Here is a 22,989-nt window from a genome sequence, read left to right on the forward strand (position 1 = left end):
TAATGCGGACCGGCAACCTGGCACAGCTCCTGGCTGAGCGGGCATCGGAAGCGGGATGGAACGACCGGCCCGCTTACCATGCCCCCGAGATCGTCACCCATGGCCAAATCCACGACGGCGCTGCCCGGCTGGCCGCGGTGTTAGGACACCGCGGCCTTGGTAGCGGGGACCGCGTCCTGTTGTGTCTTCCAGATTCAGCGGAGCTGGTGCAGCTATTGCTGGCATGCCTGGCTCGCGGCGTCATGGCGTTCCTGGCCAACCCGGAGCTGCATCGCGATGACCATGCATTTCTGGAGCGCGACACGCAGCCGGCACTCGTCGTCGCGTCCGACTCGCTGTGCAGTCGGTTCGGCGCGTCGACAGTGTTGGCTGCCGCGGAATTGCTGTCGGAGGCAGCGCTGGCCGAGCCCGCAGCATACGAACGGCTCGGGAGTGACACTGACGCATACGCGACCTATACCTCCGGAACCACCGGACCGCCGAAGGCGGCGATCCACCGGCACGGTGACCCATTGACATTTGTCGAGGCCATGTGTCATAACGCGCTGCGGCTCACGGTTCACGACACGGGGCTGAGTACCGCCCGCATGTATTTCGCCTATGGTCTGGGTAATTCGGTCTGGTTTCCCCTGGCGACGGGTGGTTCCGCGGTCATCAATGCTTTGCCGATCAGTGCGGAAATGGCGGCCACACTGTGTGAAGGATTTGAGCCGTCCGTGCTCTACGGGGTGCCGAATTTCTTCGCCAGAGTCGTCGACACATGTGCTTCCGAATCCTTCCGAAAGCTCCGTTGTGTGGTATCAGCGGGCGAGGCCCTCGACGCGGGTCTTGCCGAGCGGCTCATGGAATTCTTCGGCGGTATTCCCATTCTTGACGGAATCGGGTCGACAGAGGTGGGTCAGACCTTTGTCTCCAATACCGTCGATGAATGGCGCCCGGGGACTCTCGGAAAGGTTCTTCCGCCCTACGAGATTCGCGTGGTGACGCCGGATGGCGCAACCGCAGAACCCGGGGTGGAAGGAAATTTGTGGGTGCGCGGGCCATCGATCGCGACCGGTTACTGGAATTGCCCCGACCCGATTTTGGAGAACGGTGGCTGGCTGGACACCCGGGACACGGTGCGCCTCGACGCCGAGGGCTGGGTTTCCTACCGTTGCCGCGCGGACGACACGGAAGTCGTCGGAGCCGTCAACGTCAATCCGCGGGAAATCGAGCGACTCGTTGTGGAGCACGAGGCCGTGGCTGAGGCCGCGGTTGCCGGCGTAAAAGAGTCCACCGGGGCATCGGCACTGCAGGCATTTCTGGTGCCGGCAGGCGGCGCGATCATCGATGAATCGGTGATGCGAGGTATTCACCGGGGGCTGCTTACCAAACTGTCGGCATTCAAGGTGCCGCACCGATTTGCCGTGGTGGAGCGGCTTCCCCGGACCCCGAACGGAAAGCTGTTGCGCGGCCCGCTTCGTGCCGAGCGGCCGGCGAAACCGATCTGGGAACTCACGTCGGTCGGGCCCGGGCCGGACGCGGAACCGTTGCTCGGTCTCCCCCCGGTCGTCACGCACACCAGCGTCGGGCATGTCGGCGAAGTGACGCTGAAGGAACGCCTGGCCGCCTTGCAGCAGGAACGTCACCGGCTGGTGGCCGAGGCCGTGTCTGCCGAGGCTGCCAGGATGCTGGGTGAGCCGGATCCGCAGTCGGTGAATCGCGATCTTGCGTTCTCGGAGTTGGGTTTTGACTCCCAGATGACGGTCGTGCTTTGCCAGCGGCTGGCCGCGGCGACCGGGCTGCGGCTACCGGAAACGGTCGGGTGGGACTACGGCTCGATATCGGGACTGGCCCAGTATTTGGAGGCTGAACTGTCCGGTGGGGACAGGCGGGCGGGCCGGCTGGCGGTGCCGCTTCCGGCGACTGTCGATGCGAAGGGGCGAGTCGACGAGGAATTGAAAAGAATCGAAGAGCTGGTGCTCACGATCGGGGACGCCGACAAGCGGCGCGTGGCCGACCGGTTGCGTGCCATCCTCGGCACCATCGCCGACACCGAGGATCGGTTGGGCAAGCGGATCCAGGACGCGTCGACTCCCGACGAAATTTTCCGGCTGATCGATTCTGAATTTGGCGAGTCATGAAGAGGAGCAAGGTGCGATGACGATGAGCATGGAAGGCGCCGACCAGCAGAGCGAAAAGCTGTTCCGCTATCTGAAAAAGGTTGCTGTCGAACTCGATGAGGCACGCGCCCGGCTGCGGGACTACGAGCAGCGGGCCACCGAACCCGTGGCGGTGGTGGGACTGGGCTGCCGTTTCCCGGGTGGGGTCGACTCGGCCGAGAAGTTGTGGGACGTGGTCGCCGAGGGCCGCGACGTGGTGTCGGAGTTTCCGACAGATCGCGGCTGGGATGTGGAGGGGTTGTTCGATCCGGATCCCGACGCCGAGGGCAAGACCTATACGCGGTGGGGTGCGTTCCTCGACGATGCCGCGGGGTTTGACGCCGGCTTTTTCGGGATCGCTCCCAGCGAGGTGCTGGCCATGGATCCCCAGCAGCGGTTGATGCTGGAGGTTTCGTGGGAAGCGTTGGAGCACGCGGGAATTGATCCGTTGTCGTTGCGGGGTTCGGCGACTGGGGTGTTCACCGGGATCTTTGCGCCCAGCTATGGCAGCAGGGACACCGGGGGCCTGCAGGGCTACGGGTTGACTGGCACGGCCGTGAGCGTGGCCTCGGGCCGGGTTTCCTACGTGCTGGGGCTCGAAGGCCCGGCGGTGTCGGTGGACACCGCATGCTCCTCGTCGTTGGTGGCCATCCACTGGGCGATGGCGTCGTTGCGCTCGGGTGAGTGCGATCTGGCATTGGCCGGTGGCGTGACGGTGATGGGGTTGCCGTCGATCTTCGTCGGGTTCAGCCGGCAGCGGGGGCTGGCCGCCGACGGGCGTTGTAAGGCCTTTGCCGCCGCGGCCGATGGGACGGGGTGGGGCGAGGGCGCCGGTGTGGTGGTGCTCGAACGACTCTCCGACGCACAGCGGCTGGGGCACTCGGTGCTGGCGGTGGTGCGCGGGAGCGCCATCAATCAGGATGGCGCGTCTAATGGATTGACCGCGCCGAACGGGCTGGCCCAGCAGCGGGTCATTCGGGCGGCGTTGGCCGGTGCCGGGTTGACCGCGGCGGACGTCGACGTGGTGGAGGCGCACGGAACGGCCACCACATTGGGCGATCCCATCGAGGCGAATGCGTTGCTGGCCACCTATGGGCAAGGCCGTCCGTACGAGCGGCCGTTGTGGGTGGGTTCGATCAAGTCGAACATGGGTCACACCCAGGCCGCCGCTGGGGTGGCCGGGGTGATCAAGATGGTGCAGGCGATGCGGCACGGGGTCATGCCGGAGTCGTTGCATGTGGATGAGCCGTCACCGCGGGTGGATTGGGAAAGCGGCGCGGTGTCGGTGTTGACGGAGGCCCGGGAGTGGCCGGCTGACGGGCGTCCGCGCCGCGCCGGAGTGTCCTCGTTCGGGATCAGCGGCACCAACGCACACGTGATCCTGGAAGAGGCTCCCGCGCCGGCCGCTGTCGAGGCGGACGAAACCACTCAGGGCGCCGGGTCGCGGCGCCGGTTGCCGGTGGTGCCGTGGGTCGTTACGGCGAAGTCGGCTGAGGCGCTGACAGCGCAGGCGAGCCGGTTGGTGGAGTTTGTGCAAGCTGATCCGGATCTGGATCCCGTCGATGTGGGGTGCTCACTGGCCCGCCGGTCGGCGTTCGAGCATCGGGCCGTGGTGGTCGGCGCCGATCGGGAGGCCCTCATCGCCGCATTGACGAGCGTGGCCGAGGGTGACCCCGGTACCGGTGTGGCGGTGGGCCAAGCCGGATCGGTGGGGAAGACGGTAGTGGTGTTTCCCGGACAGGGCTCGCAGCGCCTCGGGATGGGCCGCGAGTTGTACGACCGGTTGCCGGTGTTCGCCGAGGCATTCGACGAAGTGGCCGATGAACTGGATCAACATCTGAGATTGCCGCTGCGCGAAGTGGTTTGGGGCGCGGACGCAGAATTGTTGGACAGCACCGAGTTCGCTCAGCCAGCGCTGTTCGCGGTTGAGGTGGCGCTGTTCGCGGTGTTGCGCCGCTGGGGCGTGCAGCCGGACTTCGTGATGGGTCACTCGGTGGGCGAATTGTCGGCGGCGCACGTGGCCGGGGTGCTGACGCTGCCGGACGCGGCGATGTTGGTGGCAGCGCGCGGCCGCTTGATGCAGGCCCTGCCGGCCGGTGGGGCCATGGTGGCGGTGGCCGCCGCGGAAACTGACGTGACGGCGCTGCTGGGCGAGGGGGTGGGGATCGCCGCGATCAATGCGCCCGGATCGGTGACCATCTCCGGCGCCGAGGCCGCCGTGAGCGCGATCGCTGATCGGTTTGCCGAGCAGGGTCGGCGCGTGCACCGGTTGGCGGTGTCGCATGCATTCCATTCGCCGCTCATGGAGCCGATGCTCGACGAGTTCGCGCGGGTTGCGGCCCGCGTGGAGGCGCGCGAGCTGCAGATTGGGCTGGTGTCGAACGTGACGGGCGAATTGGCCGGCGCCACAGGAGATTTCGGTTCTGCGCAGTACTGGGTAGAGCATGTGAGGCGGCCGGTGCGTTTTGCCGACAGCGCCCGTCATGCCCAGCAGCTCGGCGCGACGCACTTCATCGAGGTCGGTCCCGGCAGCGGGTTGACGAGCGCGATCGAGCAGTCAGTGTCCCCGGCTGAGGCGGTCGTGGTGTCGGTACTGGGCAAAGACCGGCCCGAATTGGCCGCTGCCCTGGGTGCGGCCGGCCAGTTGTTCACCACCGGTGTGTCGGTCGATTGGCCGGCGGTGTTCGCCGGCTCGGGTGGGCGCCGAGTCGAGTTGCCCACGTATGCCTTTCAGCGGCGCCGTTTTTGGGAGACGCCGGGCGCCGACGGGCCCGCCGACGCGGTTGGTTTGGGTCTGGGCCCGACCGAGCATGCGTTGCTGGGTGCGGTGGTCGAGCGGCCCGACGCCGACGGAGTGGTTCTGACCGGCCGGTTGTCGCTGGCCGACCAACCCTGGCTGGCCGACCACGTCGTCGGCGGGGTGGTGCTCTTTCCCGGAGCGGGCTTCGTGGAGTTGGTCATTCGCGCCGCGGACGAGGCCGGCTGCGCGGTCATCGACGAACTGATCCTGGCTGCGCCGCTGGTGCTGCACCCGGGAGTAGGAGTGAAGGTACAGGTGGTGGTCGGGGCCGCCGATGAGGCGGGAACCCGTTCCGTGTCCGTGTATTCCCGTGGTGATCACTGCGACGGCGAGTGGTTGCTGCATGCCATGGGCACGCTCGGGGAAAACCCCGCCCCGGCCTCGGCCGACTTGTCGGTGTGGCCGCCGGAAGGTGCGGAGATCGTCGATGTCTCCGATGGCTACGAACGGCTGGCCGCGCGCGGTTATGCCTACGGCAAGGCATTCCAGGGCCTGGTGTCGGTATGGCGGCGCGAGTCTGAGCTCTTCGCCGAGGTGGTGGCTCCGGCTCAGCACGGGGTGGCGGTCGAGGGGGTGGGGATGCACCCGGCCGTGCTGGACGCGGTGCTGCATGCTCTGGGGCTGGCTATCGAGACCAGCGAAACGATGCTGCCGTTCTGCTGGCGCGGGGTGTCGCTGCACGCCGGCGGCGCGGGGCGGGTACGGGCGCGTCTGGCGTCGGCAGGCGCGGATGCCATCTCCGTCGAGGTCGCCGATGCCGAGGGGTTGCCGGTGCTGACGGTTGGCGCCCTGGTGACCCGCGCGATGAGCGCCGAGCAGTTGCGCGCCGCGGTGACCGCCGCCGGCCGCGGACCGGACCAGGGACCGCTGGAAGTGATCTGGTCGCCAATATCCTTGAACCACAACGTGATTAACGAAGAAGACAAGACCGCGGTGCTTTCCTGGAAGGATTTCAGCGCCGCTGATGCGGGTATGGCGGAAAGCGCTAACGGCAACGGCGCCGGGGCCAGCGACGCGGCCGTGGTGGTCTGGGAGTGCGGTGCTGCCGGCGCGGATGCGGTGGGCTCGACATACGCCGCCACGCACGCCGCTTTGCAGGTGTTGCAGTCCTGGCTGGGCACCGACCGGGCCGGCACTTTGGTGGTGTTGACCCATGGCGCGGTGGCATTGCCTGGTGAGGATGTCAGCGACCTGGCCGCGGCGGCGGTCTGGGGCATGGTTCGTTCGGCGCAGGCCGAACAGCCCGGCCGGATCGTATTGGTCGACACCGACACCTCGCTGGATCAGGGGACGGATGCGTTGAACCTGGCCGCCCTGGTCGCCGTCGGCGAACCTCAACTGGTGGTGCGCGGCCGCGTGGTGCACAACGCCCGGCTGGCGCCGGCACCGCCGCTGCTGGCGCTGCCCGCGGGAGAGGCGTGGCGGTTGGCCGCCGGTGGCGGCGGAACCCTGGAGGATCTGGTGATCCAGCCCTGCCCAGAAGCCCAGGCGCCGCTGCAGGCGGGGCAGGTTCGGGTGGCCGTCGCGGCGGTGGGGGTCAATTTCCGCGACGTGGTGGCCGCGCTGGGGATGTATCCGGGCCAGGCGCCGCCGCTGGGGGCCGAAGGCGCCGGCGTGGTCATCGACACCGGTCCCGACGTGACCGGGGTGGCTGTCGGCGACGCGGTGATGGGCTTCCTGGGGGGTGCGGGTCCGCTGGCGGTGGTCGATCAACAGCTGATTACCCAGGCGCCCCGCGGCTGGTCGCTCGCGGAGGCCGCGGCTGTGCCGGTGGTGTTCTTGACGGCATTGTTTGGGTTGGCGGACTTGGCTGAGATCAAGGCCGGCGAATCGGTGCTCATCCACGCCGGCACCGGTGGCGTGGGCATGGCGGCGGTGCAGCTGGCTCGCCACTGGGGGGTGGAGGTTTTCGTCACCGCCAGCCGTGGTAAGTGGGACACGTTGCGCGCCATGGGCTTTGACGACGACCATATCGGTGATTCGCGCACCTGTGAGTTCGAGGACAAGTTCTTGGCGGTCACCGAGGGCCGCGGGGTCGACGTGGTGCTCGACTCGTTGGCGGGCGAGTTTGTCGACGCGTCATTGCGATTGCTGGTCCGCGGCGGGCGTTTCCTCGAAATGGGCAAGACCGATATTCGCGACGCACAGGCCATCGCCGCCAACTATCCGGGTGTGTGGTACCGGGCGTTTGACCTGTCCGAGGCCGGGCCGGTGCGCATGCAGGAGATGCTTTGCGAGGTGAAGGAGCTGTTCGACACCCAGGTGCTGCACCGGCTGCCGGTCACCACGTGGGATGTGCGCTGCGCGCCGGCCGCCTTCCGATTCATGAGCCAGGCCCGCCACATCGGCAAAGTGGTCTTGACCATGCCCTCGGCGCTGGCTGACGGGCTCGCCGACGGTACCGTCCTGATCACCGGTGCCACCGGGATGGTCGGGGCGGTGCTGGCCCGCCACATGGTCACTGCCTACGGAGTGCGTCATGTGGTGCTCGCCAGTCGGCGCGGCGATCGCGCTGCGGGGGCCGGGGAGCTGGCCGCCGAGTTGGCGGAAGCGGGCGCCCGGGTGCAGGTGGTGGCCTGCGATGTGGCCGACCGGGAAGCGGTGACGGGGTTGCTGACCCAACTGGGGCAGGAATGGCCACCGCTGCGCGGGGTGATTCACGCCGCGGGGGTGGTCGACGACGCGGTGATCAGCTCGTTGACGCCGGACCGCATCGACACGGTCTTGCGGGCCAAGGTGGATGCGGCCTGGAACCTGCACGAGGCCACCCGTGACCTGGATTTGTCGCTGTTTGTGCTGTGCTCCTCGATCGCGGCCACGGTGGGCTCGCCGGGGCAGGGCAACTACTCGGCGGCGAACGCGTTCCTGGACGGACTGGCCGCTCACCGACAGGCCACGGGGCTGGCGGGCACATCGCTGGCGTGGGGGCTGTGGGAACAAACCAGCGCCATCACCGCTCACTTGAGCGAGCGTGACCTGGCCCGGATGAGCCGTAGCGGCCTGGTCGCTATGAGCCCGGAGCAGGCCCTGGAGTTGTTCGACGCCGCGCTGACGATCGATCACCCGGTCCTGGTCGCCACCCGTCTGGACCGGGCCGCGCTCGACACCCGGGCCCAAGCCGGCGGATTGCCGCCATTGTTCGGCGGGCTCGTCCGGCGCCGACGGCGACGCCAAATCGATGACACGGCCGATGCCACCCAATCGAAGTCGGCGCTGGCCCAACGCCTGCAGGGGCTGGCTCCCGATGAACGGCACGGGCTGCTGGTAGGGATAGTACGGGCGCAGGCCGCGGCGGTGCTGGGCCGTCCGACTCCCGAGGACATCGACCCCGACAGCGGTTTCCAGGACCTTGGCTTCGACTCGCTGACCGCAGTCGAGCTACGCAACCGTCTCAAGAACGCCACTGGGCTGACCTTGCCGCCGACGGTGATCTTGGATCACCCCACGCCGACCGCTGTCGCCGACCACATAGCCCAGCAAATCCATCCCGAATCCAATGGCGACCGGTCACCGCGCGCTGACAGCGACGAAGACAACGAAGCGAAGGTGTCGGTCCATGCATAGCGCGGTCCGGCCGGACCGGCGACAGCCACCAGGCACGTACCGAACCGGGCTAGTGTGGACGCACCGGACCTGTAGTCGGCCGGGTTGATCAGCCCGCGCACGGCAGATCACGCGGGCAGGAGAGGACCGGGACAGGGCGCCGAACCGGTGAACGTCGTCGCTGTCATGCCGCGCTGTGGTGGCTTGACTGGTCTGTGTGTTGGGTCGGTGTCGCACGCGTCGCGAGCGGTATGGGCGAAACTTCATCGAGAGGATGAGCAATGAACGATCGGAAACCGGCGGCGACTTTCGCCCTTGTGGTGGCGGCGGCCACCGCCGCGGTGCTGTGGCTGCCCGGGTGCTCCTCGGACAAACCCGAATCCGAGGCACACAGTTCGGTCAGCACGACGAGCGACCCCGCGCTCGTGTCCGAGGTGAAGCAGTCGCTGGAGGCCACCAAGGCTTTGACGAGCGTGCACCTGGCGATCCGAACGACCGGCAAAGTCGACAGCTTGCTCGGCATCACCAGCGCCGACGTCGACGTCCGGGCAAATCCGCTCGCCGCGAAAGGTGTGTGCACCTATCAGGGCCAGCCGGACGTCCCGTTCCGGACCAAGGACGACAGCATCTCGGTGAAGCTGTTCGATGACTGGACCAACCTCGGCTCCGTCTCCGAATTGGCAGCCTCGCGGGTGGTCGATCCCACCAACGGGGTGGCGAAGGTGCTCTCGGGTATCACCAATCTGCAGTCGCAAGGCTCGGAGGTGATCGACGGAATTCCGACCGCCAAGATCAGCGGAACAGTGCCGACCGATACCGTCAAGATGCTGGATCCCGGTGCCAGGCAGCCGCGGCCGGCGACGGTCTGGATCGCCTCCGACGGTTCGCATCGCCTGGTGCGGGCAACTATCGACATCGGGTCCGGCGCGGTCGAGCTCACCCTGTCGAAATGGAACGAACCCCTCAAGGTCGACTAAAAACGCAAGGTCGACTAAAAGCGTTCGCGGCCAACACGTTTCAGCCGCTTCGCTAGGGGCGGTCCGACGACGCCGGGTTGCCTGGTGTGGTCCCTGCGGATCACCGCTGCGATGCATACGGGTGCCACCGCAATCAGCACGCCCAAGCCGAGCAGGACAATGGTGCCGAGCTGACTGGCAGCCCCTGCCGAGCCGCCGGACACCACCAGCAGTCCGCCGGCGAAGACGGCACCGAGTGCGATGAGGGGCGCGACGGCGCTTCGGACCGGCATTGTCGTCGCGGGCCGTGGCCCACGGGCGATGTCAGGGGCTTGAAGTGGTGTGATTGCGGCAATTGCGGCAATGAGGTAAGGAGCGCCGAGCGCCGCGAGGATGGCGAACGACACCAGCGGGACCGCGACCTGCAACTGACGATTCAGTAGGTATTGCCACAGCACCACCGAAATCCCGAGCGCCGCAAGGTAGGACGCCGCCACCCCCACACCGACCACGGCACCGCTGATCGCGCCGCGCCACCGGCCGATCAGCACCGCCGCCACAAGCATCATCAGGGCCAGCAGGACGGCATCGTGGGTGAGGGCAGCGCGGGCGGCCGTGGCCATTTGCGCGGCGCCGGTCACCGTGATCTGGCTGTCGACAAGACTTCCGTACTTCATCGCCTTGGCGGCGGCAAGTTCGAGTGACTGCTTGCGTGCCGCTGCGTCAAGCTCCAGCGTGTTCCCGTCGGAATAGACGAACAGCCGCGTCGCCGTGCCGTCCGGCGAGAACATCGATTGCCGCACATGCTGATACGACGGCTCCGCCAGGTCCTTGCGGGTGAGGTGGAAACCACCCTCGCCGGTGTCGGCGAAATCGACGGAGATGTTCTTCAGGAACGCCGACACCTGAACGAGCTGCGGCAGAATTTCCTGAATGCTCGATTCGAGCCTGGGCACGAAGGAGCGCAGCTGGCCCAGCGTAGACCGCATTTCGGCCACCACGTGCGGTGTCGAGGCGAAGGCGCCCATCGTTTGGTTCGATACCGCGGCTATGCGGTCGGCACCGTTGGTCAGTGCGGCCACATTTGCGACCACCAGGTCCAGTGGTCCGACGACCTGGCGCGCGGCCGAGCACAGCTGCTCGTCGGGACAATACGCAGCACCGGTGAGCATGTCCCGCAACGGGTTCAGGTATTGCGAGACTTCCGTAGCTTTGCCCCGCAGCGTCTGCGTGACAGAGAGGACCCGGTTGATGTTCTGCTGTAGCTGATTGGCTCCGGCAAGCCCGATTCTCACGCTGTTGTCCAGCTCGTCGACCGCGGCGCTGACCTGGTCGATCGTGGCTCCCAGGGACTTGATGGCGTTCAGCTGCGGCATGAACGAGCCGGCCCCCCGATTCAGCTGATCGGAGAGCTTTCCCGCGGCGGTGGTGAGCGAGGCGTCGGCCCATGGGACACCGGCCGGCCATGCGGCCGACTCCACTTTGCGTACACCGGGAATCTCCATCAGACGGTGACTGAGCTGATCGATGGCGATGAGCCCTGCGGGCTGGCGAAGGTCCGCGGCTGAGTTGACCACCACGACGTCGGGCAGTGGATTACCGGGCAACAGCCGCGCGGTGCTGGTCCCAGGCGGATGAGCCCGTCCCTCACCGACGTCGCACCGCATTACGGCGACGGGCAGGGCGCAGATCGCCAGCACCACGGCGGCGACGGCAACGGGATTGGCGAACCGGGGTTTCGGCAACCTGCGTGCCCAGCCGGGACCGCCGGCACGCGGCAATGACAGCGTCCGAGGCCCGGCAAACCCGAGCAAGGCAGGCAGCAGTGTCAGCGAAACCGCAAGCGCCACCAAGACATCCGGTGCGGCGGTGCCGACGCCGCGCAGGGCGGGCGTTTGAGCCAGCAGCAGCGGGCCGGTGAACACTGCCACGCATGCCCCGGGTAGAGCTAACCCGGGCAACAGGTCGCGGTATGCGCGGCGGTCGGTCACCGAAACGCTTCCGTCGGGCCGGAGCCGGGCGGCCAGCATGGTGGCTGCGGTAATGGTGGCGATCGTCAAGACGAAGGCCAGGGTCCCCGAAAACACCGACAAGGCGCTGCTGCTTCGCGGCACCATCGCGGCGAGCGGCCATGCCACTGCCACCGAGACCCCGGTGGCCAGCAGCACCATCGCCACCGAACGGGGGGACTGTCGGGAGCGCAGCAGGAGCAGCACGGCGATGAGCGCCGCGGCGGCTGCGATCACCGAGCCCTGCCATACCTGCATGCGCAGCGGGATGTCTGTGATGGCCTGCGAAGCCACAATGCGGGCACGAAGTCCCGGACTCGGCGGTAGTTTGCGCACCACCGATCGGGCCGCATCCAGTGAGCTCCGCGCTTGGTCGCTACCGGCCTGGCCCACCAGCCACACCATCGCGACCCCCGACCGCCCCTCGGGGCTGGTTCCCAGCGGGGCGGTAAGCGGGTCCGACCACCAGTCGAGGACCGATCCGACGTGGGCGGTGTCGGCGCGCAACGCGCTCACCGCTGCGTTGTAGTACTGCTCGTCGGCGGATCCAAGCTGGTCGCGGCCGTCTACCACCAGGTAGGCGATCGCGTCGGTGCCGCTGCCCGGGAACCACTGCGCGATCCGGGAGGTGGCGGCAGCCGCCTTGGCATCCTGAGGCAGCAGCGCCGACGAGGTATCGCGGGGCTTCGCCTGTGTCAGTGCCAGGATCACATTCGCAATCACCGCTGCCGCAATCCAGGCGGCGACGACAAGGAATGGGGCGCGCCGGGATCGCCTACGGCCCGCGTCGGCTGGCACGCTGGTGACGCTATTGACGCCGGTGCCCGCGCACGACGTTTTCACACGCTTGTACCAATTCTAGGGATGATGGCCGACCAGGCTAAACGTCTAAGCGGGCGAATTGATCTTGGCGGTATTGCTCGATGCATGCTGCTCGTCTGACCTTGCCGCTGGTGGTGATCGGAATCGAACCCGGCGCAACCACAACCAAATCCGCGACGCTAAGACCGTGCGAAGCCGATAATGCCGACGTGACCTCACGCTTAATGGCGCCCAGCCGCTCCATCGCGTCCGAATCCGACTCGCCGCGCTTTCTGAGTTCGATGATGGCGACCAGCTTTTCTGTGCTGCGATCGCTGGGAACCGATATCGCCGCGCAGCGCCCCCGGGTGATCTCCTGGATCGTCGCCTCGATGTCGTCTGGAGAATGATTGCGCCCGTAAACGATCAAGAGGTCTTTGATACGGCCGATGATGAACAATTCGCCATCGGTGATGAAACCGGAGTCTCCAGTTCTCAGCCAGGGACCTTCGGGCGTGCCTTGGGATGGGCTGACCAGATTCGCGCCGAAGGTGCGCTCATTCTCTTCGGGTTTTTGCCAATAGCCAGTGGCGACATTGTCGCCGTGTACCCAGATCTCACCGACCATTCCTTCCCGGCATTCGGTACGGGTCTCCGGATCGACAATCCGAATTATCGGTGATTGCGGAACCACATAGCTGACCAATTTTGTGCCGTCGGTGCTGCTGCATGGCTTGGCTTTGCCGTCGGACAGTCCTTCGGCTTCGAAATCGACGAATTTCGGCGGATGGTTTGTCCTGCTAGCGGCCACGAACACCGTGGCTTCCGCCAGGCCGTACGAGGGACGAATCACCTTCTCGTGCAGATTGAAGCGCGCGAAGCGGTCGGCGAAGCGCTTGATCGTCGCGGGGTGGACGCGCTCGCTGCCACTGAGGATGGTCAGCACATTACCGAGGTCGTGGCCGGCCATGTCATCGTCTGAGACTTTCTTTGCCGCCAGTTCGAAGGCGAAGTTCGGCGCCGCCGAAAACGCGTGTGAATTGGTGGCCAGCATGTGCATCCAGCGCGCCGGACGCTGCAGAAATGCCACCGGGCTGGTGAGCACCGACTGATATCCCCCGAGGATCGGTGCGCACACTCCCAAGACCAAACCCATGTCGTGGTAAAACGGCAGCCACGAAACCAGCGTGGAATCCGGCGGCGCTATCCCGTCGGTGTCGGCAAAATAGCCGGCCATCAGCTGTTCGAAATTGACTCGAAGGTTCTGATGGGACATCACCACGCCCGCCGGGGTGCGGGTGGACCCCGACGTGTATTGCAGGTAAGCGACCGGTGAATGGTTCTCGTCCCGGACCGCGGATGGATTCGCAGCGTCCAGGTCGAGCAAATCGACTTCGATGATCGAGGGCGCGGATTCGCCGAGCTGCGCGGTGACATGCTGCGCGACATCGTCCACGACGGACGACGTCGTCAAAATGGCCGAAGGTGACGCGTCCCGAATTACAGCGTCAACGCGTTCGTCGGTGGCCCCGCCCTGCGGAACCGCAAGCGGAATTGCGATCACCCCGGCCTGCAAAGCACCAAGAAAAGCGGTGATGTAATCAAGGCTCTGCGGAGCCAATATCACCGCGCGATCACCGGTCGCCGTGCAACGGCTCAGCTCTTGCGCGACATTCAGTGTCCGCCGATACAACTGGGACCAGGTCAGGATTTCGGCGACACCACCCCAGTCCTTTTCGTAATCGATGAACGTAAACGCCGGGTCATTGGGCTGTAGCCGGGCGCACGCGCGTAGCGCAGCGGGTAGGGAACGCACACTCATGAGCTATCACGTTACCGTCCGGCCGTGATGAAGGCGGTGAGACGGCATCCGCAGGGCATGACCCAGCGGGCTGCACGGTCTATTCGCCCCGGCCTCGGCTGTCGCGTGGGCGGCAGTTGCGGCCCGTGCTCGGCCGATGCAGCCCGCCCCAACGGGGGAGACGTAGGGAACCGTGGTGGCCCGGCGCGGAACCGGGATCACGTCGAAAGCTCCGGCGAGCAGTATTGGTGGGCAGCGGATTCCACACTTCGTGGGCGCTGACGTGGCTCCGGCTGACCCCGTCACCGCGCTGATCCCGTCGATCCCGCCGATCCAGCCGGTGCATAGAGCGGTGGGCCGGTTGCCGGGTCCTGTGGCTGCATCGCGGGACCGGCAGGGCAACCCGAGGCGCGGGTCAAGTGGGACGGCCGTACCGTAGCGCGGTGGCGGGCGGCCGCCGCGCCGGCCAGCGCCGGCTCGGCCGTTACTTACCCGTTTGGGCTGGCCAGCAGCCTGGTCGTGGGCGAGTCCCAACAAAATTCTCACCATTGGTCCTCCGCATCGCTGAGGGCCGTCTAAGCTGTTCTCTTCGAGACCTGCCCTGGTGTTGAGATCCAGGCGGGGGGACTAGCGAGCGGCGCCGTGGCCTTTCGTTGCCCGCGTAAAAAAAATTCGGTGATGTCGTCGGGTAACACCGGTCGAGCTGAGACAGGAAAAATCGATGCAAACACGTGTCACTCCCGTTGCGGTCATCGGCATGGGATGCCGGCTTCCCGGGGGGATCGACTCGCCTGACAAATTGTGGGAAGCCCTGGCGCGCGGCGCCGACCTGGTCACCGAGATTCCGCCGGACCGCTGGGACGCCGACGACTTCTACGACCCGGAGCCCGGAGTTCCCGGTCGGACGGTGTCGCGGTGGGGCGGGTTCATCGACGACGTTGCCGGCTTCGACGCCGAGTTTTTCGGGATCAGCGAGCGGGAGGCCACCTCGATCGATCCGCAGCATCGATTGCTGCTGGAAACCTCCTGGGAGGCTATCGAGCATGCCGGTCTGGACCCGGCATCGCTGGCCGGGTCGTCGACTGCGGTGTACACCGGGCTGACCCACGAGGACTACCTGGTCCTGACCAAGGGCGCCGGCGGTCTGGCCAGCCCGTACGTCGTCACCGGCCTGAACAACAGCGTGGCATCCGGGCGGATCTCCTATGCTCTGGGCCTGCATGGCCCGGCGATGACGTTTGACACGGCGTGTTCCTCGGGCCTGATGGCGGTGCACCTGGCCTGCCGCAGCCTGCATGAGGGCGAGAGCGATCTTGCTTTGGCGGGTGGCTGCGCGGTGCTCCTGGAACCGCACGGCAGTGTGGCGACGTCCGGGCAAGGCATGCTTTCCCCGACCGGTTGCTGCCATTCGTTCGACGCGGATGCGGACGGCTTCGTGCGCTCCGAGGGCTGCGCCATGGTGCTGCTCAAGCGGCTGCCGGATGCGCTGCGTGACGGTAACCGGATCCTGGCGGTGGTCCGCGGTACCGCCAGCAATCAGGACGGTCGCACGGAGACCCTCACAATGCCGTCGGAGGACGCGCAGGTCGCTGTGTACCGTGCGGCGTTGGCGGCCGCGGGCGTGGACGCCGAAACCATCGGCGCCGTGGAGGCGCACGGCACCGGTACCCCGGTCGGTGACCCGATCGAGTTTCGCAGCCTTGCACGGGTGTATGGCGCCGGCACGCCGTGTGCGATCGGTTCGGCCAAGGCCAATATGGGACACAGCGAGTCCGCGGCCGGGGCGGTAGGACTGATCAAGGCGGTTCTGTCACTGCAACACGGCGTGGTGCCGCCGTTGCTGCACTTCAACCGGCTGCCTGACGAACTCGCCGGAATCGAGACGGAACTCTTTGCGCCGCAGGCGATTACGCCGTGGCCGCGGAAGGATGAGAAAGCCCCAAGGCGGGCCGCGGTGAGCTCGTTCGGCATGTCGGGCACCAACGTGCACGCGATCCTGGAGCAAGCCCCGGCATCAGCCCCCGAGCAAGCTCCCGCAGAAGGCGCTGCCACGACCCAGGACCGTCTGCTGTTCGCGTTGTCGTCAAGCTCCGCCGACGCGCTGCGCCACAGCGCGCGCCGGCTGGCCGACTGGGTGCAAGAGCGTCAGGACACGGTTGCGCTCTCAGATCTTGGCTACACGCTGGCGCAGCGGCGTGCGCACCGGCCGGTGCGCACCGCCGTGGTTGCCGCCAGCCTGCCGGAACTGGTCGAAGGGCTGCGCGAGGTCGCCGACGGCGAAATCCTCTACGACGCTGCAGTAGGACAAGGCGATCGGGGACCGGTGTGGGTGTTCTCCGGACAGGGGTCGCAATGGGCGGCCATGGGTGCTGAACTGCTGGCGAATGAGCCGGTGTTCGCCGCGACCGTCGCGGCGGTGGAGCCGGTCATCGCCGAAGAATCGGGCTTCTCGGTGACCGAGGCGATGACGTCGCCGCAGACGGTGACCGGGATCGACAAGGTCCAGCCGACCCTGTTCACGATGCAGGTCGCGCTCGCCGCCACCATGGAAAAGACCTACGGGGTGCGACCGGGCGCGGTCATCGGACACTCGCTGGGTGAAGCGGCCGCGGCGGTTGCCGCCGGTGCGCTGTCGCTGGAGGACGGCGCGCGCGTCATCTGCCGCCGCTCCCGGCTGATGACCCGCATTGCCGGTGCCGGCGCCATGGCATCGGTGGAACTGCCTGCCAAGCAGGTCAATTCGGAACTCATGGCCCGCGGAATCGACGATGTCACGGTGGCGGTGGTGGCCTCGCCGCAGTCGACGGTGATCGGTGGTGCCACCGACACGGTGCGCGATCTCGTCGCGCGCTGGGAACAGCGTGACGTGATGGCCCGCGAGGTCGCCGTCGACGTTGCGTCGCACTCACCGCAGGTCGACCCGATCCTCGACGATCTGGCCGCGGCGCTGGCTGATCTCAAGCCGAGCCCGCCCCAGGTCCCGTACTACTCGGCAACCCTGTTCGACCCGCGCGAGCGGCCGGCGTGTGATGGCCGCTACTGGGTGGACAACCTGCGCAACACCGTGCAGTTCGCCGCGGCGGTGCAGGCGGCGCTGGAGGACGGCTACCGGGTGTTCGCCGAGCTGTCACCGCACCCGCTGCTGACCCACGCCGTGGACCAGACCTCCCGCAGTCTGGACATGACGGCGGCCGCACTGGCCGGCATGCGGCGTGAGCAGCCGTTGCCGCACGGGCTGCGCGGGTTGCTGACCGACCTGCACAGCGCCGGCGCGGCGGTGGACTTCTCGGTGCTGTATCCCACCGGGCGGCTGGTCGATGCGCCGCTGCCGGCGTGGACCCACCCCCGCTTGTTCATCGACGACGAGGGGCAAGAACAGAAGGCGCAGGGTGCCTGCACCATTGCCGTGCATCCGCTGCTGGGCGCACATGTGCGGCTGCTCGAGGAGCCGCAGCGCCACGTGTGGCAGACCGACGTCGGTACCGCGGCATTGCCGTGGCTCGGCGACCACCAGGTGCACAATGTCGCGGCCCTGCCCGGCGCCGCCTACTGCGAGATGGCGCTGGCCGCGGCCGGCGAGGTCTTCGGAGACGGCTGCGAAGTGCGTGACATCGCCTTCGAGCAGATGCTCCTGCTCGACGACCAAACCCCGATCGAGGCCGTGGCATCGGTCGACGCCCCCGGTGCGCTCACCTTCGCGGTGGAATCCGATCAGGAGGGTGAAAAGACACAGCACGCCACCGCGACTCTCTATGCCGCCGAAGATGATTCGGCGCCCCCGGAGTACGACATGGCCGCACTGCTGGCAGCGCATCCGGTCAGCGTGAACGGGTCCGAGATGCGGGAATCGTTCGCCAAGCGCGGTGTTCACTTGGGTCCGGCCTTCAGCGGTCTGGCCACCGCACGCACCGCGGAGGCCGGAACCGGCACTGTGCTGGCGGAGGTCGGGCTGCCCGCCTCGATCCGTTTCCAGCAGGGCGCCTACCGCATTCACCCGGCACTGCTGGACGCCTGTTTCCAATCCGTCGGTGCTGGAGTCGACGCCACCGGCAGCGGTGGTTTGCTGTTGCCGCTGGGTGTGCGCAGCCTGCGGGCGTATGGACCTACCCGCAATGCCCGCTACTGCTACACGCGGGTGACCAAGGCCGGCCCTACCGGCGGTGAGGCCGATCTTGACCTGCTCGACGAGCATGGGACTGTTCTGTTGGCCGTCCGTGGGCTGCACATGGGAACCGGAACCACCGAAAGCGCCGAACGTGACCGGCTGCTCAGCGAGCGGCTACTGACGCTGGCGTGGCAACAGCGGACGCTGCCCGAGGTGACGCACGACGAGGCGACATCCTGGCTGCTGATCGACACCTCCGACGGCTCCGACATGCTGGGTTCAACGCTGATCGACGCGCTGAAATCCCATGGGCCGCAAGGCACCGAATGCGCCGCTGTGCACTGGCCGGCGGCGGCCGACCTCGCCGAGAGCGTCGAAAAGCTGGGCAGTCAACTGCGTACCCGGCCCGTCGATGGCGTGGTGATTCTCTGCGGGCCGCCGGCTGGTGAGCCGGACGAGCAGGGCCTGCTGCGGGGTCGTGAGCAGGTGCGCCACTTTGTCCGCATCACCCGGGAGCTGGCCGAATTGGAGGGCGAGTTACCCCGGTTGTTCGTCGTGACCAGGCAGGCCCAGGTGGTGCGGCCCGAGGACGAGCCCAACCTGGAACAGACCGGGCTGCGTGGGCTGTTGCGGGTGATCAGCAGCGAACATCCGCTGTTGCGGACCACCCAGATCGACGTCGACGAGCACACCGACGTCGAACAGGTTGCCCAGCAACTGCTGGCGGGATCGGAGGAAGACGAGACCGCCTGGCGCGATGGCGAATGGTACGTGGCGCGCTTGTGCCCCAGCCCGCTCAGCCATGACGAGCGGCACACCGCGATCGTGGACCACGAACACGACGGCATGCGGATGCAGATCCGCACACCCGGTGACCTGCAAACGCTGGAACTGGCCGCCTGCGACCGGATTCCGCCCGGCCCCGGCCAGATCGAGGTCGCGGTCAGCATGTCGACCATCAACTTCGCCGATGTTCTGATCGCCTTCGGTCGATTCCCCATCATCGACGACCGCCAGCCTCAGTTGGGCATGGATTTCGTCGGTGTGGTGACCGCGGTGGGGGAGGGGGTCACCGGCCACCAGGTCGGCGACCGCGTCGGCGGCTTCTCCGAGGGCGGCTGCTGGCGAACGTTCCTCACGTGTGCTGCCACCCTGGCCGTCACGCTGCCGGCGGGCCTTTCCGACGAGCAGGCGATCGCGGCCGCCACCGCTAACGCCACCGCCTGGTACGGGCTCAACGATCTGGCCGGGATCAAGGCGGGTGACAAAGTGTTGATCCACTCCGCGACCGGCGGTGTTGGGCAGGCGGCCATTTCGATCGCGCGGGCCGCAGGGGCGGAGATCTTTGCGACCGCCGGCAGCGCGCGCAAGCGAGAGCTGTTGCGCGACATGGGCATCGAGCACATCTACGACTCGCGTAGCGTCGAGTTCGCCGAGCAGATCCGCCGCGACACCGACGGTTACGGTGTGGACATCGTGCTGAACTCCCTGACCGGCGCAGCCCAGCGCGCGGGGCTGGAGCTGCTGGCCTTCGGCGGGCGGTTCGTCGAAATCGGCAAGGCCGATGTATACGGCAACACCCGGCTGGGGCTGTACCCGTTCCGTCGCGGCCTGACGTTCTACTACCTGGACCTGGCGCTGATGTCGGTCCTGCAGCCCGAGCGGGTCCGCGAATTGCTCACCACGGTGTTCAAGCTCACCGCAGACGGTGTGCTGAACGCGCCGGAGTGCACTCACTACCCGTTGGCGGAGGCGGCCAATGCCGTCCGGGCAATGAGCAACGCCGAGCACACCGGCAAGCTCCTGCTCGACATGCCGCGCAGCGGCCGCAGCAGCGCGGTGGTGCCGCCCCAACAGGCTCCGGTCTTCCGCCGCGACGGCGCCTACATCATCACCGGCGGCCTGGGCGGTCTGGGTCTGTTCTTCGCCGAGAAGCTGGCTTCTGCCAACGGCGGGGCTGGGGTGGGCCGCATCGTGCTCACCGCCCGCTCACAGCCCAACCCGAGGGCCCGGCAGGTGATTGAGCGCCTCCGCAAGCGCGGTGCCGACATCGTGGTGGAGTGCGGCAACATCGCCGAGCCCGAGACCGGAGACCGTCTGGTCGCCGCGGCGACGGCCACCGGGCTGCCGCTGCGCGGCGTGCTGCACTCTGCGGCGGTGGTCGAAGATGCGACGCTGACCAACATCACCGACGAGCTCATCGACCGCGACTGGTCACCCAAGGTGTACGGGTCGTGGAACCTGCACCGTGCCACTGCCGGACAGCCGCTGGACTGGCTGTGCCTGTTCTCCTCGGGAGCGGCGCTGCTGGGTTCGCCCGGTCAGGGCGCCTATGCCGCGGCCAACAGCTGGGTGGACGCCTTCGCCCACTGGCGTCGCGCTCAAGGCCTGCCGGTCACCGCGATCGCGTGGGGTGCCTGGGGTGAGGTCGGCCGCGCCACATTCCTGGCCGAAGGCGGCGAAATCATGATCAGCCCCGACGAGGGTGCCTACGCCTTCGAGACGTTGCTGCGCCACAACCGCACTTACACCGGCTACATTCCGATTATCGGGGCGCCGTGGCTGCCCGACCTCGTGCGGCGCAGCCCGTGGGGCGAGATGTTCGCATCCACCGGGCAAGGCTCAAGGGGCCCAAGCAAGTTCCGCACGGAGCTGAGTTCGCTGCCGCAAGAGGAATGGCCGGCCCGGCTTCGCCGCCTGATCGCCGAGCAGGCCAGCGTGATCCTGCGACGCACGGTCGATGCCGACCGGCCCTTCGTCGAGTACGGCTTGGATTCGCTGGGCATGCTGGAAATGCGTACCCATATCGAAACCGAGACCGGAATTCGGTTGTCTCCCAAGGTCATCGCGACCCACAACACTGCGCGCGCCTTGGCTCAGCACCTGGCCGACACGCTGGCCGAAGAGGAGGCGCAGCCGGTCGCGTCATAAGAGCAGGGAAGCTGACGTAACCCCGTGCTGCGCGTGGGGCGACCGCCGAACTGGCGGTTGCGATATCGGCGATGCAGCCTGCCAGGGAAAGGGTCGTTTGCGTGCCGGACAACACGATCGGCGTAGCGCGCCGCGTCGGTTCGTTACCCAACCCCGAGTTGTTCGCCCGAGGTGAAATCGAGCTCTACCACGTCAACCCTCCGCTGTGCGGTTACAGCGTGATCGCCGCGTCAAAGACACTATGGGCCATGCGGGTTTTTCACGTGGATTCACCCGAGCCCCCAGATGACCCGGTCTCCACGGCGTTCTACGGGGTGGCCGGAGAAGGCCTACACATTTTCAAAGAATCCAAGTTGCCCGGCAGCGCCGACGGCAGGACGCCGGCCCGAGCGCTGGCCGATCTTGGTTACGAGGTCCGGCCCGCATAACCCTCAGTTGGGTTCTGGATGCCGGCCGCTTGCTGTCGGCGGCGTTATCCGATGTGCAGACAACGGCGGTGGGCGCCCGCCGCCGCCAACGTGCCAAACCCGACGTCGACGTACTCAGCGCGACTTTCGACGCCGCGCCTCACACCTTGGTCAAACAGTAGATTCGGTAGGAAAATCCCCACGCCTTCAGCGGGTGGGTCGTCTTGCCGTCGACAGCGAAAAGCTTTGCGTAGACACCTCGTAAGAGCCGCGGTGTATGGCGATCATAAAGCGCCTTCAACGACGGCGACAGTTTCTCGTAGCCGCGCAGAATCTCATCATTGATCTCGGTCTGCGAAACGATTCGCAGCGGAGCGTTGGCCAGCGCCGCCTCCCAGGCAGCGACGCCGAACGGGAGCCGGAAATCGGTGTACAGGAAATGGCCTCCCGGCCGCAGGACCCGTGCCACCTCATCGAGAAATCGGGCGAAATCGGGGTAGTAGAGCGAGGATTCGATGTTGATCACCGCGTCGAACGATTCGTCGGCGAAGGGCAGGTTCTCGGCGTCACCTTGGACGAAATCAAGGCCGGCAACATCGTGTTGCTTCTGGCAGAACGCGATACCGGCAGGGTTTAGGTCCAATCCGGTGTAGGAGGCCGGATGCAGGGCACGCATGACGTAGGAGGCGCCGCCGCCGTGTCCGGCACCTACCTCCAGAACCCGCTTGCCGGTGAGGTCCACCTGGGCGGCAACCCGGTGGTAGAGCTGGATGGAATACCGATCGGGCTCGTCGGACGATTCTAGCGGCACCGCCATCGGCGGATCCTCCTCATATCCCATGTTGAGGAACACCAGCTCGTCGGCGGCAACGCGCTTGGTGAAGGAGGGGTAAATATATTTCTGGGCTTTCTGATTCAGCTTCCAGCCGACCGGGAGAACCACGTCGTACACGCGGTTTTTGAGTGCCATATGCGGAGTATGACAGGGTATCGGTCCGGGGTCCAAACCGCGGTCGGTGCCGGGGGCCGCCCGGGCGATTCGCAGCGCCGACCGCGCGGTGCGGTTACCCGGACCGGGGCTGGTGCAGCAGAATTCCACCGTTGGGCGCACTGCACGCTGATCACGCCAGTCACACGGGTCGCCATCGGCCCGGACGTCCGAGTCAGCCCACCTGAGCGCCACAAACGTGTTGCGGGCGTGCGGGTGTCGCTGTGCGACGGGCAGAATGCGCGCCGGCTCTGTTGGCCGATCCGCGGTCGATGGTGGCCGACGTCATCAGCGAGTGTCACGGCCAACCACCTGAGTTAGGACATTTGGTTTAGTAAGCCACTTTGATGCCGAGGTGGGCGAGGATTGTCCGCTGGGGCTCAGGGATTTCGGGTGGGAAGGTCTGACTGGCGCCGTTGATGGTGATGGTCGCTGAGCGCAGCGGTCGCAGTTGCTTGATGATGTTGGCGATGGCCAGCCCACTGCGTTCCTGAATGCAGTGCGCGA

8 protein-coding genes and 1 pseudogene are annotated in these 22,989 nt (G+C 66.9%); 5 read left to right on the forward strand and 4 right to left on the reverse strand.

Annotated features, from left to right (window positions below; translation table 11 throughout):
• The first annotated feature begins 2 nt into the window (after positions 1 to 2).
• The 3 genes from EET13_RS08890 (at position 3) to EET13_RS08900 (ending at position 9,461) form a co-directional block, all read left to right on the forward strand.
• Positions 3 to 2,123 carry a p-hydroxybenzoic acid--AMP ligase FadD22 gene (locus tag EET13_RS08890; protein WP_122441935.1) on the forward strand — a complete coding sequence of 707 codons (2,121 nt, stop codon included), beginning with the start codon at positions 3 to 5 and terminating at the stop codon, positions 2,121 to 2,123.
• 16 nt (positions 2,124 to 2,139) lie between these two features.
• A complete protein-coding gene (locus EET13_RS08895; RefSeq protein ID WP_122441936.1) occupies positions 2,140 to 8,505 on the forward strand; it encodes a type I polyketide synthase in 6,366 nt (2,121 codons plus the stop codon).
• Between the two features lie 260 nt (positions 8,506 to 8,765).
• On the forward strand, positions 8,766 to 9,461 hold the full coding sequence (locus EET13_RS08900) for an LppX_LprAFG lipoprotein (RefSeq protein ID WP_122441937.1): 696 nt from the start codon (positions 8,766 to 8,768) through the stop codon (positions 9,459 to 9,461).
• A gap of 14 nt (positions 9,462 to 9,475) precedes the next feature.
• On the opposite strand, the gene EET13_RS08905 is transcribed toward EET13_RS08900, so the two are convergent.
• On the reverse strand, positions 9,476 to 12,247 hold the full coding sequence (locus EET13_RS08905) for an MMPL family transporter (protein WP_122441949.1): 2,772 nt from the start codon (positions 12,245 to 12,247) through the stop codon (positions 9,476 to 9,478).
• 82 nt (positions 12,248 to 12,329) lie between these two features.
• Complete coding sequence (fadD28, locus tag EET13_RS08910) at positions 12,330 to 14,072, reverse strand: fatty-acid--AMP ligase FAAL28/FadD28 (RefSeq protein WP_122441938.1); 1,743 nt, start codon at positions 14,070 to 14,072, stop codon at positions 12,330 to 12,332.
• 700 nt (positions 14,073 to 14,772) lie between these two features.
• On the opposite strand from fadD28, the gene pks2 reads away from it, so the two are divergent.
• Complete coding sequence (gene pks2 / locus EET13_RS08915; RefSeq protein ID WP_122441939.1) at positions 14,773 to 21,087, forward strand: sulfolipid-1 biosynthesis phthioceranic/hydroxyphthioceranic acid synthase; 6,315 nt, start codon at positions 14,773 to 14,775, stop codon at positions 21,085 to 21,087.
• 101 nt (positions 21,088 to 21,188) lie between these two features.
• Positions 21,189 to 21,515, forward strand: coding sequence for a hypothetical protein (locus EET13_RS08920; protein WP_244603831.1), 327 nt, complete (start codon positions 21,189 to 21,191; stop codon positions 21,513 to 21,515).
• Positions 21,516 to 21,654: 139 nt separating this feature from the next.
• Here EET13_RS08920 and mtf2 read toward each other — a convergent pair whose 3' ends face one another.
• Both mtf2 and EET13_RS31300 read right to left on the reverse strand, forming a co-directional pair.
• Positions 21,655 to 22,464, reverse strand: a complete 810-nt coding sequence (gene mtf2, locus EET13_RS08925; protein ID WP_122441950.1) for a fatty-acid O-methyltransferase Mtf2 — start codon at positions 22,462 to 22,464, stop codon at positions 21,655 to 21,657.
• A gap of 349 nt (positions 22,465 to 22,813) precedes the next feature.
• Positions 22,814 to 22,989: pseudogene (locus tag EET13_RS31300) on the reverse strand (IS1634 family transposase); the annotation flags it as partial.

Origin of the sequence: Mycobacterium attenuatum, from assembly GCF_900566085.1 — a bacterium.
GTDB lineage: Bacteria > Actinomycetota > Actinomycetes > Mycobacteriales > Mycobacteriaceae > Mycobacterium > Mycobacterium attenuatum.